The organism is Janthinobacterium sp. BJB401 (assembly GCF_013372745.1).
GTDB classification, from domain to species: Bacteria; Pseudomonadota; Gammaproteobacteria; order Burkholderiales; family Burkholderiaceae_D; genus Janthinobacterium; species Janthinobacterium rivuli.
The window spans coordinates 46,522-62,713 of the sequence record NZ_JABXFH010000027.1; the positions used below are offsets into that span (position 1 = coordinate 46,522).

The 16,192-nt window shown below is 60.8% G+C and carries 14 protein-coding genes; 6 read left to right on the top strand and 8 right to left on the bottom strand.

Features of this window, described 5'->3' with window-relative positions:
* The first annotated feature begins 115 nt into the window (after positions 1-115).
* The 3 genes from HWE17_RS17695 to HWE17_RS17705 are packed head-to-tail and all read left to right on the top strand — an operon-like array spanning position 116 to position 1,373.
* Positions 116-565 carry a hypothetical protein gene (locus HWE17_RS17695; protein ID WP_176389627.1) on the top strand — a complete coding sequence of 150 codons (450 nt, stop codon included), beginning with the start codon at positions 116-118 and terminating at the stop codon, positions 563-565.
* A 34-nt stretch (positions 566-599) separates the two neighbouring features.
* Entirely contained in the window at positions 600-809 is a 210-nt protein-coding gene (locus HWE17_RS17700) for a hypothetical protein (RefSeq protein WP_176389628.1), read from the top strand.
* A 36-nt stretch (positions 810-845) separates the two neighbouring features.
* Entirely contained in the window at positions 846-1,373 is a 528-nt protein-coding gene (locus tag HWE17_RS17705) for a hypothetical protein (protein ID WP_176389629.1), read from the top strand.
* Between the two features lie 31 nt (positions 1,374-1,404).
* Here the strand turns inward: HWE17_RS17705 and HWE17_RS17710 are convergent, their stop codons facing one another.
* Positions 1,405-1,860 (bottom strand): tellurite resistance TerB family protein, encoded by a 456-nt coding sequence (locus HWE17_RS17710; protein WP_096235317.1) that lies wholly within the window; start codon positions 1,858-1,860, stop codon positions 1,405-1,407.
* Between the two features lie 322 nt (positions 1,861-2,182).
* On the opposite strand from HWE17_RS17710, the gene HWE17_RS17715 reads away from it, so the two are divergent.
* Together HWE17_RS17715 and HWE17_RS17720 are read left to right on the top strand one after the other, a co-directional pair.
* On the top strand, positions 2,183-2,989 hold the full coding sequence (locus tag HWE17_RS17715) for a lipid II flippase Amj family protein (RefSeq protein WP_176389630.1): 807 nt from the start codon (positions 2,183-2,185) through the stop codon (positions 2,987-2,989).
* A 51-nt stretch (positions 2,990-3,040) separates the two neighbouring features.
* On the top strand, positions 3,041-4,087 hold the full coding sequence (locus HWE17_RS17720; RefSeq protein ID WP_176389631.1) for a DUF4062 domain-containing protein: 1,047 nt from the start codon (positions 3,041-3,043) through the stop codon (positions 4,085-4,087).
* A 234-nt stretch (positions 4,088-4,321) separates the two neighbouring features.
* On the opposite strand, the gene purL is transcribed toward HWE17_RS17720, so the two are convergent.
* Both purL and HWE17_RS17730 read right to left on the bottom strand, forming a co-directional pair.
* Positions 4,322-8,359, bottom strand: coding sequence for a phosphoribosylformylglycinamidine synthase (gene purL, locus HWE17_RS17725; RefSeq protein WP_176389632.1), 4,038 nt, complete (start codon positions 8,357-8,359; stop codon positions 4,322-4,324).
* 215 nt (positions 8,360-8,574) lie between these two features.
* Positions 8,575-9,639 carry a diguanylate cyclase gene (locus tag HWE17_RS17730; RefSeq protein WP_158300105.1) on the bottom strand — a complete coding sequence of 355 codons (1,065 nt, stop codon included), beginning with the start codon at positions 9,637-9,639 and terminating at the stop codon, positions 8,575-8,577.
* Between the two features lie 350 nt (positions 9,640-9,989).
* On the opposite strand from HWE17_RS17730, the gene HWE17_RS17735 reads away from it, so the two are divergent.
* Complete coding sequence (locus HWE17_RS17735) at positions 9,990-11,615, top strand: tetratricopeptide repeat-containing response regulator (RefSeq protein ID WP_176389633.1); 1,626 nt, start codon at positions 9,990-9,992, stop codon at positions 11,613-11,615.
* Between the two features lie 309 nt (positions 11,616-11,924).
* Here HWE17_RS17735 and HWE17_RS17740 read toward each other — a convergent pair whose 3' ends face one another.
* The 5 genes from HWE17_RS17740 to HWE17_RS17760 are packed head-to-tail and all read right to left on the bottom strand — an operon-like array spanning position 11,925 to position 16,168.
* Positions 11,925-12,662: an SDR family NAD(P)-dependent oxidoreductase gene (locus HWE17_RS17740; RefSeq protein WP_035818580.1), complete on the bottom strand. Its 738-nt coding sequence runs from the start codon at positions 12,660-12,662 to the stop codon at positions 11,925-11,927.
* Positions 12,663-12,671: 9 nt separating this feature from the next.
* The gene (locus HWE17_RS17745) at positions 12,672-13,421 is read right to left on the bottom strand and encodes an aspartyl/asparaginyl beta-hydroxylase domain-containing protein (protein WP_152598668.1); all 750 of its coding nucleotides are present in this window, start codon (positions 13,419-13,421) and stop codon (positions 12,672-12,674) included.
* Positions 13,418-14,677 (bottom strand): beta-ketoacyl synthase, encoded by a 1,260-nt coding sequence (locus HWE17_RS17750; protein WP_176389634.1) that lies wholly within the window; start codon positions 14,675-14,677, stop codon positions 13,418-13,420. The genes HWE17_RS17745 and HWE17_RS17750 overlap by 4 nt, the downstream gene beginning before the upstream one ends.
* The gene (locus HWE17_RS17755; protein ID WP_176389635.1) at positions 14,674-15,903 is read right to left on the bottom strand and encodes a beta-ketoacyl synthase; all 1,230 of its coding nucleotides are present in this window, start codon (positions 15,901-15,903) and stop codon (positions 14,674-14,676) included. The genes HWE17_RS17750 and HWE17_RS17755 overlap by 4 nt, the downstream gene beginning before the upstream one ends.
* Positions 15,896-16,168, bottom strand: coding sequence for a phosphopantetheine-binding protein (locus HWE17_RS17760; protein ID WP_176389636.1), 273 nt, complete (start codon positions 16,166-16,168; stop codon positions 15,896-15,898). The genes HWE17_RS17755 and HWE17_RS17760 overlap by 8 nt, the downstream gene beginning before the upstream one ends.
* Between the last annotated feature and the right edge of the window lie 24 nt (positions 16,169-16,192).

Here is a 16,192-nt window from a genome sequence, read left to right on the forward strand (position 1 = left end):
CGCCTTGCCAGAGTGACAGCAAGGCACGCGGACCAGCCGGTGTGGTTCCCTGTCACCTATAACAACATCGCCGCGCCGGCAGCGGCCGGCACCAAGTTCAAGGATGGGTAAAAAAATGAAAACATGGATCTTGGCCGGCACCCTGGGCGTCTGCGCCCTGCTGGCAAATGCGCAAACGCTCCCCGACAGCCAGACCGTCGTCGTTCCAGGCGGGCGCCTGCAGACGATCGAACTGCCGGTACACAAGCATTTCATGAGTGCGGAAAGGTTTGCTCCGTTCCGCGGCGGCTATGAGCTGTCGAACGGGCAAGTTCTCTACCTGCGCAATGCGGGCAACATCGGCGCCATGATGTATGCGCGCATCGACGACCAGGAAGAACACCGCATCATCGCCAGCGGCAGCAACAGCTTCGTGGCGCTCGACCAGCAACTGGCCATGCGCATCGACTTGCGCGACGACGGCAGCGTGGGCGGCGAAGTGCTGATGCAGGTACCGGCCGAAAAACTGGCCAGCGGCGCCACCGTGCCCGCCCACGTGCAAAGCATGAGCCTGGCATTGCGCTAAGCCGGCAAGCGGCATTCCACATGGGGTGGCAGCCATGAGCAAACAGTATTCTGTCCAACAGCAAAACGCGCAGTCCCAGGCCGCCATCAAGCAGACGGCGGCCTGGGACGACATCAGCGCCGGCTACGACCTGGCCGCACACAAGCGCGGCACGGGTATGGGCTATGGGGTGTTGTGCAAGAAAGTGCTGCAGGAATTGAATCGCGGCGCGTCCTGGCGGAACGGCTGCCTTCGCATGCTATGATCGCCGTCCAGTTCATGAGACAAATGGCAACGGCACATGCGGCAATCCCCCGGCAACAACCCGATCTCGACGCTGCTGCGCGGCATCCTGCGCCTGCTGGCCTGGCCCTTGCTGGCCCTCGTCAGCGCCGCCTGCACCAGCACCACGCGCCATCCTGCCAGCGAGCCCACGCAAGTCATCCTGCGCTTTACCTATGACGACGGCAAGCCGATGCGGCATGACAATTACCTGGCCCAGGCGCGCCAGCAAACGTATATCAAGCACTGCAGCAAGATAGGCAGCACCACTGTCTGCGACGTCGGCTCGGATCCACTCTTCATGGGTGGCGACGCCCCGCTGGACGCCAACGGCGAAGTGCGCGTCACCCTGCACTCGACCGGCCCCATCGGCAACAATCCGACCAGTCTTTGCATCAAGGGCAAAGGCTACGTCTTTGATTCCGGCGACTGGCGACGCGGTCCGTTTCACCATGGCCAGGTGATCGAGATCCGCTACAGGATCAGCGAAGTGCAAATGACGTGCCCCTGGTCGTCAGGCACGCCGCCGTGGTGGGACAAAAACTAAATTAGCCAGCCGGGACCGGCTGGCTTGAAAGTTACTGCAGCTCGAACTCCGCAGGAGTCAAGCCCAGCTCGCGCGCGATCTTGCTGGCCACGCGCTGCTCGTTGGCGTCGAAATTGCCGTCCGACGAAGCGACGGCGATAATCATGCGCACCAGCAAGCGCGACGCCTCCACATTCGACTTCATCTTGCCCAGCGCCTGATACGCCTTGGCTTCGCCGATATCCTTGTCGAACTCCAGCTGACCGACATAGTCCTGGAACGCCTTGATCACGTCCGTGGTGGTAAACACCGACAGTGCATCATTGCTTTCAATGAATTTGACCATCTTCTGCTTCTCTTCCGCACTGACGCTGCCGTCCGCCATGGCGATCAGGGCCGAGCCTGCCATCGCGGCGTTCAGGAAATCCTTGTTCTTGTACTTCAGTGCCTCGGTTTTCAGTTCGCTGGCTTTGGTCTTCAGTTTGGACAGAAAGGAATCGAAACTCATGGGGGTTCTCCTGGTTGGTTCGAATGAGGCAGCGCTACAGGCTACCATTGCAACCCAGATGAGGGCGCGTGGGTGGAATGCAAGCGGCGGGAACGAATCTTGCCTCCGATGAAAGCATAGCCAAACCCAGAGCAAGGGCCGGGGTCAGACCCTAAGGGTCTGACCCCAGTTTCTGCCTTTGGGGTGAAATTCAGCCAACGCCACACTAACGCGCATAAAACACCACAAAAGCTAGATCACGTGATAATTATCTTATTTGCAGTTGAAAAATAAGTAACTCCATGGCAGCATGGAATGACTTTTTCTTTACTGCAAGGTTGTGATGGACAAGCAATTGCTGTTGATTTGCGCACTGACGTTCATCATCCACATTATCGGCACCCTCGCCTACTCCGTGCGCATCGCCGGCATCCGCACGCGGCGCATCGCCGTGTCGCTGGCCCTGTTCAGCATTCTGATGCTGCTGTCGCGCACTTCGAACTCATTCCTGGGACCATTCCTCGCCAAGCGGGTGGAAACGGGCATAGACCAGCATGTTGCCGCCAGCACGCTATTGCTGGACTTCCGCTGGCTGCTATTCTCCGCCAGCCTGGCGACCATCCTCGGCGCGATCCTGATCCCCACCTTCCAGCGCGCCTTCTGCCGCGCCGTCGAGCATTTCCAGGTACACAGGTCGGTACCGAAACTGCTGCTGCACGCCGTCTTCAAGGGCGGCTTGTCCTACCTCAAGACCTCCGCCAGCCTGCCCAAGCCCGCCAATGTCACGGGCCTGCGCGAAAAATCAGGCGTCTCCGTCTCCATGACGGCCATGAACGTCATCGCCACGGCCCTATGGACGGTCGGAGTCTTTGCCGCCCTGTACGCAGGCGTGCTCGACCCCAGCGTGCGCGTCACCTCCAGCACCCTGTCATCGATCATCAACGGCGGCGCCACCATCATGATGGCCGTCTTCATCGACCCGCACATGTCGGGCATGACGGATGACGTCATCGAGGGCAAGATCGAAGAATCGCAATTTAGACGGGCGGTGGTATGGCTGGTGGGGAGCAGATTAGCGGGAACGCTGATTGCGCAGTTTTTGCTGGTGCCGTCGGCGGTGGTGATTGTGGGGGTGGCGAAGGATATTTAAACTAAAGCAATACAATAAAAATTATTAATATAATATGAATTGGACGATTCAATGGCAACTCCAAAGGTGTTCGTAAGTTCAACATGCTTTGACTTAAGCGAGATTAGAGAGCAATTAACTAGATTTATTAGATCTTATGGTTTTGACCCAATACTAAGTGAACATGGAGATGTTTTTTACAAGCCGGAATTTCATACACATGAATCTTGCATCCATGAGGTTTCAAATTGCCATATATTTATTCTAATAATAGGAGGAAGATTTGGTGGCGAATACATATCAGACAAAACAAAATCAATTACAAATGCTGAACATTCTGCTGCTCGACAATCAAATATGCCCGTTTTCACTTACGTAAAAAATAGCGTATTATCAAACCACAACGTATATCAAAAAAATAAGAAGATGGATTTCGTTTCCAATATTGAATACCCGGCAATTGAAAAGCAAGAGCACGCTATAGATATTTTTAAATTCATTGATGAGGTACGGAAGAATCCGACAAATAATGCCATTGAAGGATTTGACAATTTCCAAGGAATTGAAAACCACCTAAGAAAGCAATGGGCCGGAATGTTTTTTGATTTACTACGCTCAAAACAAATATCTGGGCAAATGGACGCCACAAATCATTTAATCTCAGGAATCAAGGCATCCAGTCAAAAACTAGAAGAGTTAGTTAAGAGCTTATATCTATCATCAAATGCGGAAGATGCAAAAAAGGAAATTGCATCTATTGAAGCAATAAGTGAGATAGAAAAATTTTTTGAAGATGTCTTACACCCATATTGGATAAAAGAAGGGACTTATCTGCTAAATAGCTCAGCAATTGACGTAAATAATGCTGCAAAAGTAACACCAGACAAGAAAACATGGGATGAGTATCTTGTCGAAATAGGCTTATTTGAATATACGATGTATCCAACCGAACCAAATGTTGACGACAGCGACTTTGAGAGAGGGCTGCGATGTATAGTTACAATAGATGAGAATAGATACTTCGTTATTGGAATTGATGAAGGCGACAGTTTAATTACATCGCAACTATTTGAGCATGCTGTAAAGAAATCAACCCAGCAACAACGAAAAAAGCACTAGAAAGGATGTTCGAGAAATACGGATCATCTAGCTCAAGGAATATCTCAAAGAAGATTTCTTTCTCTTCATCAAAGAATGCGTGAGATTCAATAATTAAGAACATGTTTAATTACAAAGTTCAATTTTAAAAAATTGCCATATAAATAAAAAGCCGCTGTCTCCCGACAGCGGCTTTCTCATTCCTCCTCCAACAACAGCGCCTTGAACTTCAGCGCCGCCCTGCAAGCGAGCTAATTACCCCACAAACTTCCGTGCATTCCTGAACATGCGCATCCACGGCGAATCCTCGCCCCACGCTTCAGGGTGGTACGACTGCTGCACCGAGCGGAACACGCGCTCCGCGTGCGGCATCAGCACGGTGAAGCGGCCGTCTGGCGTAGTCACGGAGGTGATGCCTTCCGGCGAGCCGTTCGGGTTGTACGGGTACGCTTCGGTGGCGGCGCCCTTGTTGTCGACGAAGCGCATGGCTTTGGTGACCTGGGTGATGTCGCCCGTTTGCGAGAAGTCGGCGTAGCCTTCGCCGTGGGCGATGGCGATGCCGGCTTGGGTGCCGGCCATGCCGGTGAAGAAGATCGATGGGGAGTCCATCACTTCGACCATGGCAAAGCGGCCTTCGAATTTCTCCGACTTGTTGCGCGTGAATTTCGGCCAGGCGTGGGCGCCAGGGATGATGGATTTCAAATTGCTCATCATCTGGCAGCCGTTGCAGATACCCAGACCAAAACTGTCCGTGCGGTTGAAGAAGCGCGCGAACTGTTCCGCCAGGCTGGCGTTGAACAGAATCGTTTTCGCCCAGCCTTCGCCCGCGCCCAGCACGTCGCCGTACGAGAAGCCACCCACGGCGATGACGCCCTGGAAGTCGTCCAGTTTGACGCGGCCGGCAATCAGGTCGCTCATGTGCACGTCGACAGCCGTGAAACCTGCCTGGTGCATCACGTACGCCGTCTCGATATGCGAGTTGACGCCCTGCTCGCGCAGGATGGCGACGCGCGGACGCACGCCGGTGGCGATGAATGGCGCGGCGATGTTCTCGTTCTGGTCAAACGTGACGATAGGCGACATGCCGGGATCTTGCGCGTCCAGCAGGCGGTCGTATTCGGCGTCCGCGCAGGCCGGATTGTCGCGCAGGCGGGCGATGCGCCAGCTCGTTTCGCTCCACAGGCGGTGCAGTTCAGCGCGCGGCTGGGTGTAAATCAGCTTGGCGTCGCGCGTGAATTCGATCACGTCGCGGTCGTTCAATTTCCCGATGATATGGCTGCAGGCGCCCAAATTAAACGTGCGCAGCACGTCCATGACGAGCGACTTTTCTTCCGCGCGCACCTGGATCACGGCGCCCAGCTCTTCGCTGAACAAGGCGCGCAGGGTCAGTTCGTTGCGGCGTTCCGCTACCTGGCCGGTCCAGTTCTTGGCGTCGCCCCAGTCGCTCGAATGCTCGCCTTCCATGGTCAGCATGTCCAGGTTGACGGACATGCCCGTGTGGCCGGCGAAGGCCATTTCCGTCAAGGTGGCGTACAGGCCGCCGTCCGAACGGTCATGGTAGGCCAGCAGCTTGTCGTCGCTATTGAGCTTTTGGATGGCGGCGAAGAAGCCTTTCAGGTCTTCCGCGCTGTCGACGTCCGGCGTCTCATTGCCCAACTGGCCCATGACTTGCGCCAGGGCGGAAGCACCGAGGCGGTTCTTGCCGCGGCCAAGGTCGATCAGGATCAGGGACGTGTCGCCTTTGTCCGTTTTCAGCTGCGGCGTGAGCGACTTGCGCACGTCGGTCACTGGCGCGAACGAGGACACGATCAGCGACACCGGCGACGTGACGGATTTCGCCGCGCCCGTGCTGTCGTCTTTCCACGTCGTGCGCATCGACAGCGAATCCTTGCCGACCGGGATGCTGATGCCCAGCGCCGGGCACAGTTCCATGCCGACGGCTTTGACCGTGTCGTACAGGGCCGCGTCCTGGCCAGGCTGGCCGCAGGCGGCCATCCAGTTGGCGGACAATTTGATGTCGGAGATATCGCTGATTGCTGCGGCGGCGATGTTGGTGACGGCTTCGCCCACGGCCATGCGGCCCGAAGCGGCGGCGTCGATGACGGCCAGCGGCGTGCGTTCGCCCATGGCCATCGCTTCGCCCAGGTAACCCTCGAAGCTCATGGTGGTGACGGCGCAATCGGCCACCGGCACTTGCCACGGTCCCACCATCTGGTCGCGCACGGTCATGCCGCCCACGCTGCGGTCGCCGATGGTGATCAGGAAGGATTTGTCGGCCACGGTCGGCAGCAGCAGCACTTTTTGCGCCACGTCCTTCAAGTCCATGCCGGTGAGATCAATGGCAGGGAAATCGTTGGCCACGTGGACCACGTCGCGCTGCATCTTCGGCGGCTTGCCCAGCAAGACGTCCATTGGCATGTCGACCGGCTCGTTACCGAGTTCCGGGTCGATCAGTTTCAGTTGACGCTCTTCGGTGGCCACACCCACGGCGGCGAACAAACAGCGTTCGCGTTCGCACATGGCTTTGAACAGTGGCAGGCTTTCCGGCGCGATGGCCAGAACGTAGCGTTCCTGCGATTCATTGCTCCAGATTTCCTTCGGCGCCATGCCCGACTCTTCCAGCGGTACTTTGCGCAGGTCGAAAATCGCGCCGCGCTTGGCGTCGTTGGTGATTTCCGGGAACGCGTTCGACAAGCCGCCCGCACCCACGTCGTGGATGGAGATGATCGGATTATCCAGCCCCATTTGCCAGCAAGCGTTGATGACTTCCTGGGCACGGCGTTCCATTTCCGGATTGCCGCGCTGGACGGAATCGAAGTCCAGATCGGCCGTGTTGCTGCCGGTGGTCATCGACGAGGCGGCGCTGCCGCCCATGCCGATGCGCATGCCCGGACCACCGAGCTGCACCAGCAGGCTGCCGACGGGGATGTCGTTCTTGTGCGTGTGCTGCGCCGAGATATTGCCGATGCCGCCAGCGATCATGATCGGCTTGTGGTAACCGAACACGGCGTCTTTGTCGACGCCGACGTTCTGCTCATACGTGCGGAAGTAGCCGCCCAGGACGGGACGACCGAATTCGTTCGAGAACGCGGCGCCGCCCAGCGGACCTTCGATCATGATCTGCAGCGGCGACGCGATGCGTTCCGGTTTGCCGTATTGGTCTGCGTCCGCGCGGCCAGCCAATGGCGCCGTCACGGAAGCTGCCGTTTCCCAGCTGCGCACGGCGTCCGGCAGCGACAAATTCGATACCGTAAAGCCGGTCAGGCCAGCTTTTGGCTTGGCGCCACGGCCCGTCGCGCCTTCGTCGCGGATCTCGCCGCCCGCGCCCGTGGAGGCGCCGGGGAATGGAGAAATGGCCGTTGGGTGGTTATGCGTTTCCACCTTCATCAGGGTGTGCGTCAGCTCCGTCGACGCCGCATATTCGTGGCTGGCGCCGCGCGGGTAGAAGCGCGACACGGTCGCGCCTTCCATGATCGAGGAATTGTCGCTGTAGGCGACGACGGTGCCCTTCGGCTGCAGTTCGTGCGTGTTCTTGATCATGCCGAACAGCGACTTGGGCTGCGCCACGCCGTCGATGGTCCAGTCGGCGTTGAAGATCTTGTGGCGGCAATGCTCGCTGTTCGCCTGCGCGAACATCATCAGTTCCACGTCCGTCGGGTTGCGGCCGGCCTTGGTGAAGGCGGCGTCCAGGTAGTCGATCTCGTCTTCCGACATCGCCAGGCCCAGTTCCGTGTTCGCCGTTTCCAAAGCAAGCTTGCCCTGCCCCAGCAAGTCGATCGATTCGAGCGGACGCGCTTCCAGGGTGCGGAACAGGTCCTTGGCGTCGTCGGCGCTGCGCAGCACGGATTCCGTCATGCGGTCGTGCAGCAGGTCGGCCACAGAGTTCAACTGCGCCTCAGTCAATTTGCCGGCGCCAATGGCGCTGCCCAGGATGCCCGATTTCAGGTTGATGCGGAAAGCGACGCCGCGTTCGACGCGCTTGATGTGCGCCATGCCGCAGTTGTGCGCGATGTCGGTGGCTTTCGAGGCCCACGGCGAAATCGTGCCGAAACGGGGGATGACGAAGAATTCTTCGGCAGCGCCTTCCGTATTGTCAGCATGGGCCGGCTCGCCGTAGGTCAGCAAGGCGCCAAGGCGCGTGCTGTCGTCGCTGGTGAGAGGCGCGCTGGCATCGATGAAATGGACATAGCGTGCTTGTACGGCAACAATCGCAGGCGAGACGGCTTGCAGTTGGCTTAACAGACGGTGGCTACGGAAATGGGACAGGGCATTGGAACCCGGCAGTATCAACATGATTGGAAGGTGGTTGATGCAGCGTGGCTGCGGGTTAAAGGTAGGTATGACAATATCTTTCGTACGGCAAATTTCCTTTGCGCGCATTATACCCGTTTTACCCCTGCCTTATGACCGGAACTTGGGGTTTTACCCCCCTTTTGCCACCCTTTTGCCCCGCTTTTGCCCCAAACGGCGGCAGTTTTTGACACGGTAACAACACCGTCAGCCGGTCATCAGGCGATCACGTAGCGGTTCTTGCCCTGCCGCTTGGCCAGGTACAGGGCCTCGTCGGCCAGCCGGTAGCTGTGGCCCAGGTCCTTGCTCCGGTCCAGCTCGGCCACGCCCACGCTGATCGACACGAACTGCGCTGCCAGGAAAGCCTGGCTGACGGCGTCGACCAGGGCGCCGGCAAAGGCGCGCGCGTCTTCCCGGCCGCCCGCGTAGACGATGCCGAATTCCTCGCCGCCCAGGCGCCCGCACAGATGGCCCTGCGCCTTGTCGGCGATGACGGCGGCCGTGCGCACGAGCACTTCGTCGCCCGCATCGTGTCCCTGCTGGTCGTTGATGATCTTGAAATCGTCGATATCGATCATCAGGAAATGCAGCATGCCGCCCAGCGGCGCACCATGCATCTGCTGGGCGCGCTGCGTGAACATGCGGCGGTTGTTCAGGCCCGTCAGGCTGTCCTGGAAGGCCAGCCGCGTCAATTCCACCTTGGAGTGATAGTTTCGCAAACGCAATAAACTGAAACTGACGTTCAGCGCCAGCCCGAACAGCACGCTGACGGCGATCATCAACGGCGCCCAGGACTGGTCGGGCAAGCCCGCATTGACGGGATACAGGCCGTGGCCCACATTCCACCACACGCCGGCCACCACGGCCAGGTAGCTGAGGCCGCCATTGAAGATGGAGGCGATGGCCAGGGTCATGAAGACGCCGACCGGCAAGACCCAGAAGCTGGCGTGCTGCACGGCGTCGGCCATGGTGCGCAGGCCAAAAGTCAGGGTCAGCACGGCGCAGGCGCCCGTAATGGTCAGCACGGGCAAGGTGGTGCAGCGGTAACGCACGACCAGGCTCGTCAACATGCCCAGCAAGGCCAGTACGGCATGCGTCTGGTTTGGATGATAGGAATCGGGCATCATCAGCCACGTCAGGCTGAAGGCGATAATGCCCAGCACTTGCGTGACCATGCCGACCCGGTGCAGCTCCGCAAAATACGTATGCTGCTGTTCGCTGTTGCCGCCAAACGCAAGGGGAACGGCAATGCGCCGCAGGGAAGAAAGGTCAGGAACACGCATACGGGTATCAACACCAGAGAGAAGAAGAGCGCCCGGTACAGCCTTGCGCATGCCTGGCCGCAAGATTGTGCGGCATCCAACACTAGTTGTAATTAGGATACTATCATGCTAGTCAACTATCTGCTGGAATTTGCGGCGCCGGCACTGGCGCGCAGGGCGGCGGCGCCATGAAATACAACGCTGCGCGCCACCGGAAGCACCCGGCGCCCTGCCCCGCGCCCGATTGCATGCATTTTGCTGGCAGTGTCGGCCGGCTTTGCAGTATGCTGATAAAAAGTAATACTGCCAGGCAGATACATATATAAGAAGAGTTCCCGCAAATGACCGAACAGATGAACGAGAGCTGAACCATGCCAGAAACTAGCGACTTATCTGTCCTGATCGTCGACCCGAACCCCAGCATGCGGGGCAATCTGCACAATATGCTGAACCAGGCGGCCATCACCAAGGTGGAATATGCCGTCAATGCCGGCACGGCCATCCGCTTGCTGACGAAGAAACCGTTCGACATCATCCTGTGCGAATACGATCTTGGTAGCGGCACGGACGGCCAGGATGGCCAGCAATTGCTGGAAGACTTGCGCCACCACAAGCTGATTGGCCTGTGGACGATCTTCATCATGCTGACCTCCGAAGCCATCCACAGCAAGGTCATCAGCGCGGCCGAACTGACCCCGTCCGACTACATATTAAAACCGTTTACCGTCGACGTGCTGAGCGGACGCATCGCGCGCGCCATCGAACGGCGCGCCGTGTTCCTGCCCACGTATCAGCTGATCGACAAGGGCGACTTGCGCGAAGCCGTGAAAAGCTGCCGCGCGGCCGAACTGCAGCACCCGCGCCTGGCGGCCGATTTCACCCGCCTGCGCGCCGAGCTGCACATCGCCCTCGACGAATGGAAGGAAGCGGAACAGCTGTACGCCGACATGCTGGCCACGCGCCCCATGGCCTGGGCCCACCTGGGACTGGCGCGCACCCTGTTCGAGCAGCAGCGCCACGAAGAGGCGCAGGACACGCTGCTGGAACTGGTGGAGGTCTATCCCCGCTTCATGGCCGCCTATGACCTTCTTGCGAAGAACCATGAAGCCATGGGCCAGCAGTTGCAAGCAAAGAAAATCCTCGAGGACGCGGTGGCCATCTCGCCGCACATGGTGCGCCGGCTGCGCCACCTGGGCGGCATCGCCTATGACACGGGCGACATCGGCGCGGCCGAACGGGCGTATAAACAGGTGGTGACGAAAGCGAAGTACTCGGAATTTCGCGACCCGGAAGACCACGTCAACCTGGTCAAGACGCTGGTCAAGAAAGGCGACGCGCCGCAAGCGAGCGGCGTGCTGCGCGACATGGAGCGCTCCTTGCGCGGCGGCGCCAACGTGGAAGCGTGCCGCGCCATCTCGGCCGCCATGCTGCATGAACTGTCGGGCAACGACATCGCCGCCGCCAGCGAACTGCAGCTGGCCGCCGCCGCCCTGGACACGGCGCGGGGCCTGTCGACGCAGCTGAAGGTGGGCCTCGTGCAAAGCTGCCTGAAAAACAACCTGGAGCAAGCCGCGTCCGACGTCATGATGAAACTCGTCAATGAGGCCGACAGCGACGTGACGATGGAAGCGGCCGTCGACGTATTTGAGAAGGCGGGCCGCCACGACCTGGCGCAAGGCATGGGCCAGCAGATCACGCACCAGGTGCAGGAACTGATGCAGGATGCGGCCAGCAAGTCGGAAAGCGGAGAGCTCAAGGGGGCGGTATTCGTGCTGCGCCAGGCCCTGCGCAAAACCCCAGGCAACCTGCCCGTGCTGTTCGCCTCCGTCGACGCCATCCTGCGCCAGCTCAACATGCTGGGCTGGGAAGCCCCGCTGGCCGAACAGGCGCAGCACCAGATGCAGGTGATCAGCAAGATCGACCCCAAGCATCCGAAGCTGGAGTCGCTCAAGCAGCAGTATGCGGCCACGCAGCACAAGTACGGTATTGCCACCTGATCTGAGGGACGCACTGCAAACCTGCTGCGCAGCCCACTCTCGGGTCGGCGTTGCTCGCCGTACTAAAGTACGGCTGCGCTACTCAACCCGACATTGGACTTGCTCGTTACGGTTTGCAGAAGCGTCATGACGTGCGTTGGTGTCAAAAACGCACAACCCATTTCAGAGACGTCGTGACGTGCGTTGACGTCAAAAACGTACAGCCCATACTTCACGGCGTAGGTCGGATTAGCGTAGCGTAATCCGACACCATTGTCGGCTCCGCAGTGTCGGATTACGCGGCGTAGCGCCGCTAATCCGACCTACGACTTAACAGGTAAAGCCGCCGTCGACGGTGATGCTTTGTCCTGTGATGAAGGCCGAGTCGTCGGACAGCAGGAAACGCACGACGCCGACCACGTCGGCGACGGTGCCGAAACGGCCCATCGGCGTGAGACCGATGATCTTCTGTTTCTCCACTTCCGAGGTCGCATCCGCCATCTCGGTGGCGATCAAGCCTGGCGCGACCACGTTTACGCGCACCATGCGTTCGCCCAGCTCGCGTGCGAGGCAGCGGCTGAAGCCGTCGAGCGCGCTCTTGGTCGCGCCGTAGATCGACATGCCGGAAAAGCCGCGCTTGCCGGAAATCGAGCCGATGTTGATGATGCTGCCGGCCCCCTCCCTGAGCAGATAAGGCGCCACGAAATGCGTGATGCGGATCAAGGCCTCGAGGTTGGTGCTCAGCAGCTTTTGCAGCAATTCCTCGTTCATCATCGTCAGCAACTGGCCGTCGCTGTAGCCGGCGTTGTTGACCAGCCCCGAAATGGCGCCGTAGCGGCGAGCCACTTCCTTGACGAATTTCTTGCTCTCGGCGCCGTCGGTGATGTCGAGCGCGCGCCAGCAGAAGCGGTTCTCGTCCGGGTCGGCCGCGCGCAGTTCGCGGATGAAGGCCGTCTCGTTGCGGCTGCAGGTAGCCACGATGTGGCCGCATGCCAGCGCGTCGCGCACGAAGGCCTGGCCCAGGCCGCGGCTGCCGCCAGTGATGATGATCGCACCAATTTTTCGCATGGGGACTCCTTAATCTGTTTTCCAGGTGTAGTTGCTGGCACGCCGGTGGGTGCCGATGGCGTAGACGCGGCGCGCCATCAGCATGATCAGGCGGCCCAGCATGTGCGCCGGCTGCGGCATCGGGCGCAGCACGTCCACGATCAGCACGACCCGCACTTCCTGGGCGTCGTTGATGATTTCATGGTCCCAGCTGTCGTCGAACAGCACTGCCTCGCCTTCCTTCCAGGTGTACTTGGTGTCGTGCAGCAGCAGCGACGGCGGATTGTGCTTCGGCACTTTCAGGCCGAGGTGGTAGCGCAGGTAGTAGCGCGAGGGGCTGGTGTGGCGCGGGATCGACTTGCCGGGATCGAGGATCGAGAAGAATCCCTGGCACAGGTGCGGAATCGCGTCGAGCAGTTCGCAGGTCTTCGGGCACTGCTTGCGGTTGAATTCCGGCTTCTCGCCGTAGCAGTACAGCATGAACACGTTCCAGCGCTTCTCGCGGTTGTAGCGGCCCGAGGCATACAACAGGTCGATATCGATGTCGTGGTAGCGCGGCATTTCGTGCTGGTGCGGCAGCACGGCGTCAAGCTCGGCCCGGATCGCGTCATAGTTCTGCTCGAACAGGCGCAAGGCGGGACAGGTCTCGTCGATGTCGAAGTACAGCGGCCGCTTGTCGCCCCCGATCACCCGGTTGAAGATGGGGTTGAACACGCTGACGATCTTGTAGTTGAGCAGGCGCTTCCTGGCGATGAAGTAGAGTTTTTTCAGCAGCATCATGGTTCCCCGTCGTGGCGCCCGACTGCCAGCACGCCGTTGAGTCCGCCAAAGGCGAACGAATTGCACAGTGCATGGCGCTTGCCATGCCCGATGGCCGTCCCATGGACGATGTTGAGCCTGCTGGCGGGGTCGGGAATGTGCGGCGCGCCGATCGGCGGAACCACCCCGTGCTCGAGCGCCAGCAGCGCGCTGATGCATTCCAGCGCACCGGTGGCGCCCAAAGCGTGCCCGTGGATCGCCTTGCCGCCCGAGACAGGCACGCTGGCGCCGTGGCGGCCGAACACTGCGTGGATGGCCTCGCTCTCGGCCGCGTCGTTGAGCAAGGTGCCGGTGCCGTGCGCGATCACGAAGCCGACCTGCTCGACGTCGAGTCCGGCACTCTTGACGGCCCGCGCGATGCAGCGCGCCATGCTTGCGCTGTCGGGACGGGTCCAGTCGGCGGCCGAGGCGTTCATCGCAAAGCCGCAGATTTCGCCAAGGATGGTGGCGCCACGCGCGCGCGCCGAGGCCAGCGTTTCGAGCACCAGCACGCCGGCGCCCTCGCCCAGCACCATGCCGTTGCGGTCGGCCCCGAAGGGCCGGCAGGCGTCCGGCGAAAGCACGCGCATCTGGCGCCACGCGCTGTACAGGCTGTACGACGGCAACTGTTCGCTGCCGCCGGCCAGCATCACGTCGGCCAGGCCGGCCCGTATCATCTGGTAAGCCTGTCCGATGGCGTGCGTGGCCGAGGCGCAGGCGCTCACCACCGAGTGGCTCGGCCCTTGCAGGCCGAAGGCCATCGAGACGGTGCTCGCGCCGGCGTTGGCCATGGCGCGGATCAGGGTTTGTGGCGCCGGCGGACGCCGCTTGACATACACCCGGAAGCCGGCCAGGTTGCGCGCATCCTCGCCACCCATCGCCGTGCCCAGCACCACGCCGACCTCTTCCCTGTTCTCCATCAGGTAGTCGAAGCCGGCCTGGCGCATCGCCTGTTCGGCCGCGTGCAGGGCGAAGCGCGCGAAATCGTCGATGCTTTCGGGCGATATATTGGCCGCCACCGTGCGCGCGGCCGGCAGGCTGACCTGGGCGCCGATCAGGCGTACAGGTTCCTGCGCCGTCGCGCACCACTGCTCGCCCTCGCGGCTGAGCGCGGCCACGCCGCTGCGCCCGTTGCGCAAATTGTCCCAATAACTGGCCAGGTCGTTGCCGGCGGCCGAGACCACGCCCATTCCCGTGACCACCACGCGCCGCTGGGCGGCCATGTGCGAGCTCGTCATGCCGGGCAACGCTTGATGGCGAGCACCGAATTCATGCCGCCCAGGCCGAAGGAATTGGACAAGGCGGCATCGATCCGCTTTTCGCGCAGTTCATTGGGCACCATGTCGATGTCGCACAGCGGATCGCGCTTGAGGAAATTGGCGGTCGGCGGGATCAGGCCGTGCTTGAGCGCGAGGGTGGCGGCGATCAACTCGAAGCCGCCGGTCGCGCCCAGCGCGTGCCCGTGCACCGCCTTGGTCGACGACACGGCCACCGCGTCGCGCGCACCGAACACGCTGCGGATCGCCGCGCTTTCGACCAGGTCGTTCGATTCGGTGCCGCTGCCGTGGGCGTTGATGTAGCCGATCTGATCGGGGCGCAGGCCGGCCGAGCGCATCGCCTTGTTCATGGCCGCGGCCGAGCCCTGCGCGAGCGGGTTGACCGGGTCGCCCGCGTCCGAGGTGATGCCGACGCCCGCCAGTTCCGCGTACACGACGGCGCCGCGCGCGCGCGCCGAGGCCAGCGTTTCGAGCGCCACCACGCCGGCGCCCTCGCCCAGCGCCAGGCCGCTGCGGCCGCTCGAAAACGGGCGGCAGGTGTCGCTGGCCAGCACGCCCATGGCCTGGAAGGCGAGCAAGGTCGAATAGATGACGCTGGCCTCGCTGCCGCCGCTGATGGCGTAGCCGGCGTGGCCGTGGCGCAGCATCAAAAAGGCCTGCGCGATCGCGTGCGTGCCCGAGGCGCAGCCGCTATGGACCACGAAGGCCGGGCCCGTGAAGCCGAATTCCATCGAGATGCAGCTGACCGACGCCTGATGGTTGGTGCGCACCACCAGTGCCGGATTGCAGCTCTTTTTGCCGAGGTGGAACAGGCGGATCGCCTCGGCCTCGCGCGAGGCCTCGCCGCCGCTGGTGGTGCCCAGGATCACGGCCACCTGGTCGCCCGGAACCTGCTCGCGGTTCCAGCCGGCATCGGCGATCGCCTCCTGGGCCGCCACCAGCGCGTACTGCGAGAACGGGTCGAGCAGCGGTTGCTGGCTGGTGCGTATGTGCTGCTGCAACTGGAAGCCTTCGACTACGGCGGCCGGCGCCGTGATCGTATGCCCCACCTGGGTCCGGGTGACGGGACGGATCGCCGATTTGGCATGGATCAGCGCATCCCAGAACGGCGCCACCCCGATCCCGCTCGCCGACACGCAGCCCATGCCGGTGATGACCACCCTTTGCTCGTCGCTCAGCTCATGCATCGGCGACCACCGTCCCGACCGCTCCGCTCTTGCGGCGCTCCTGGTCGACGTGGACGCAGGCGTCCTCGATGGTGTCCAGGGTCATCAAGGTGTAGAGTTCGATCTCGATGTCGAAGGCGTCGTTGATCTCGAACACGATCATCGCCATTTCCAGCGACGCAATGTCGAACTTGTCGAAGCGGGTCGCGGGGGTGAGCTCGGTTTCGATCAGCGAGGGTTTGACCTTGCGGATGGCTTCGTAAATGACACGTTCAGATTCTCGCATAAGATTGCTCCATTTGGCAGGGTT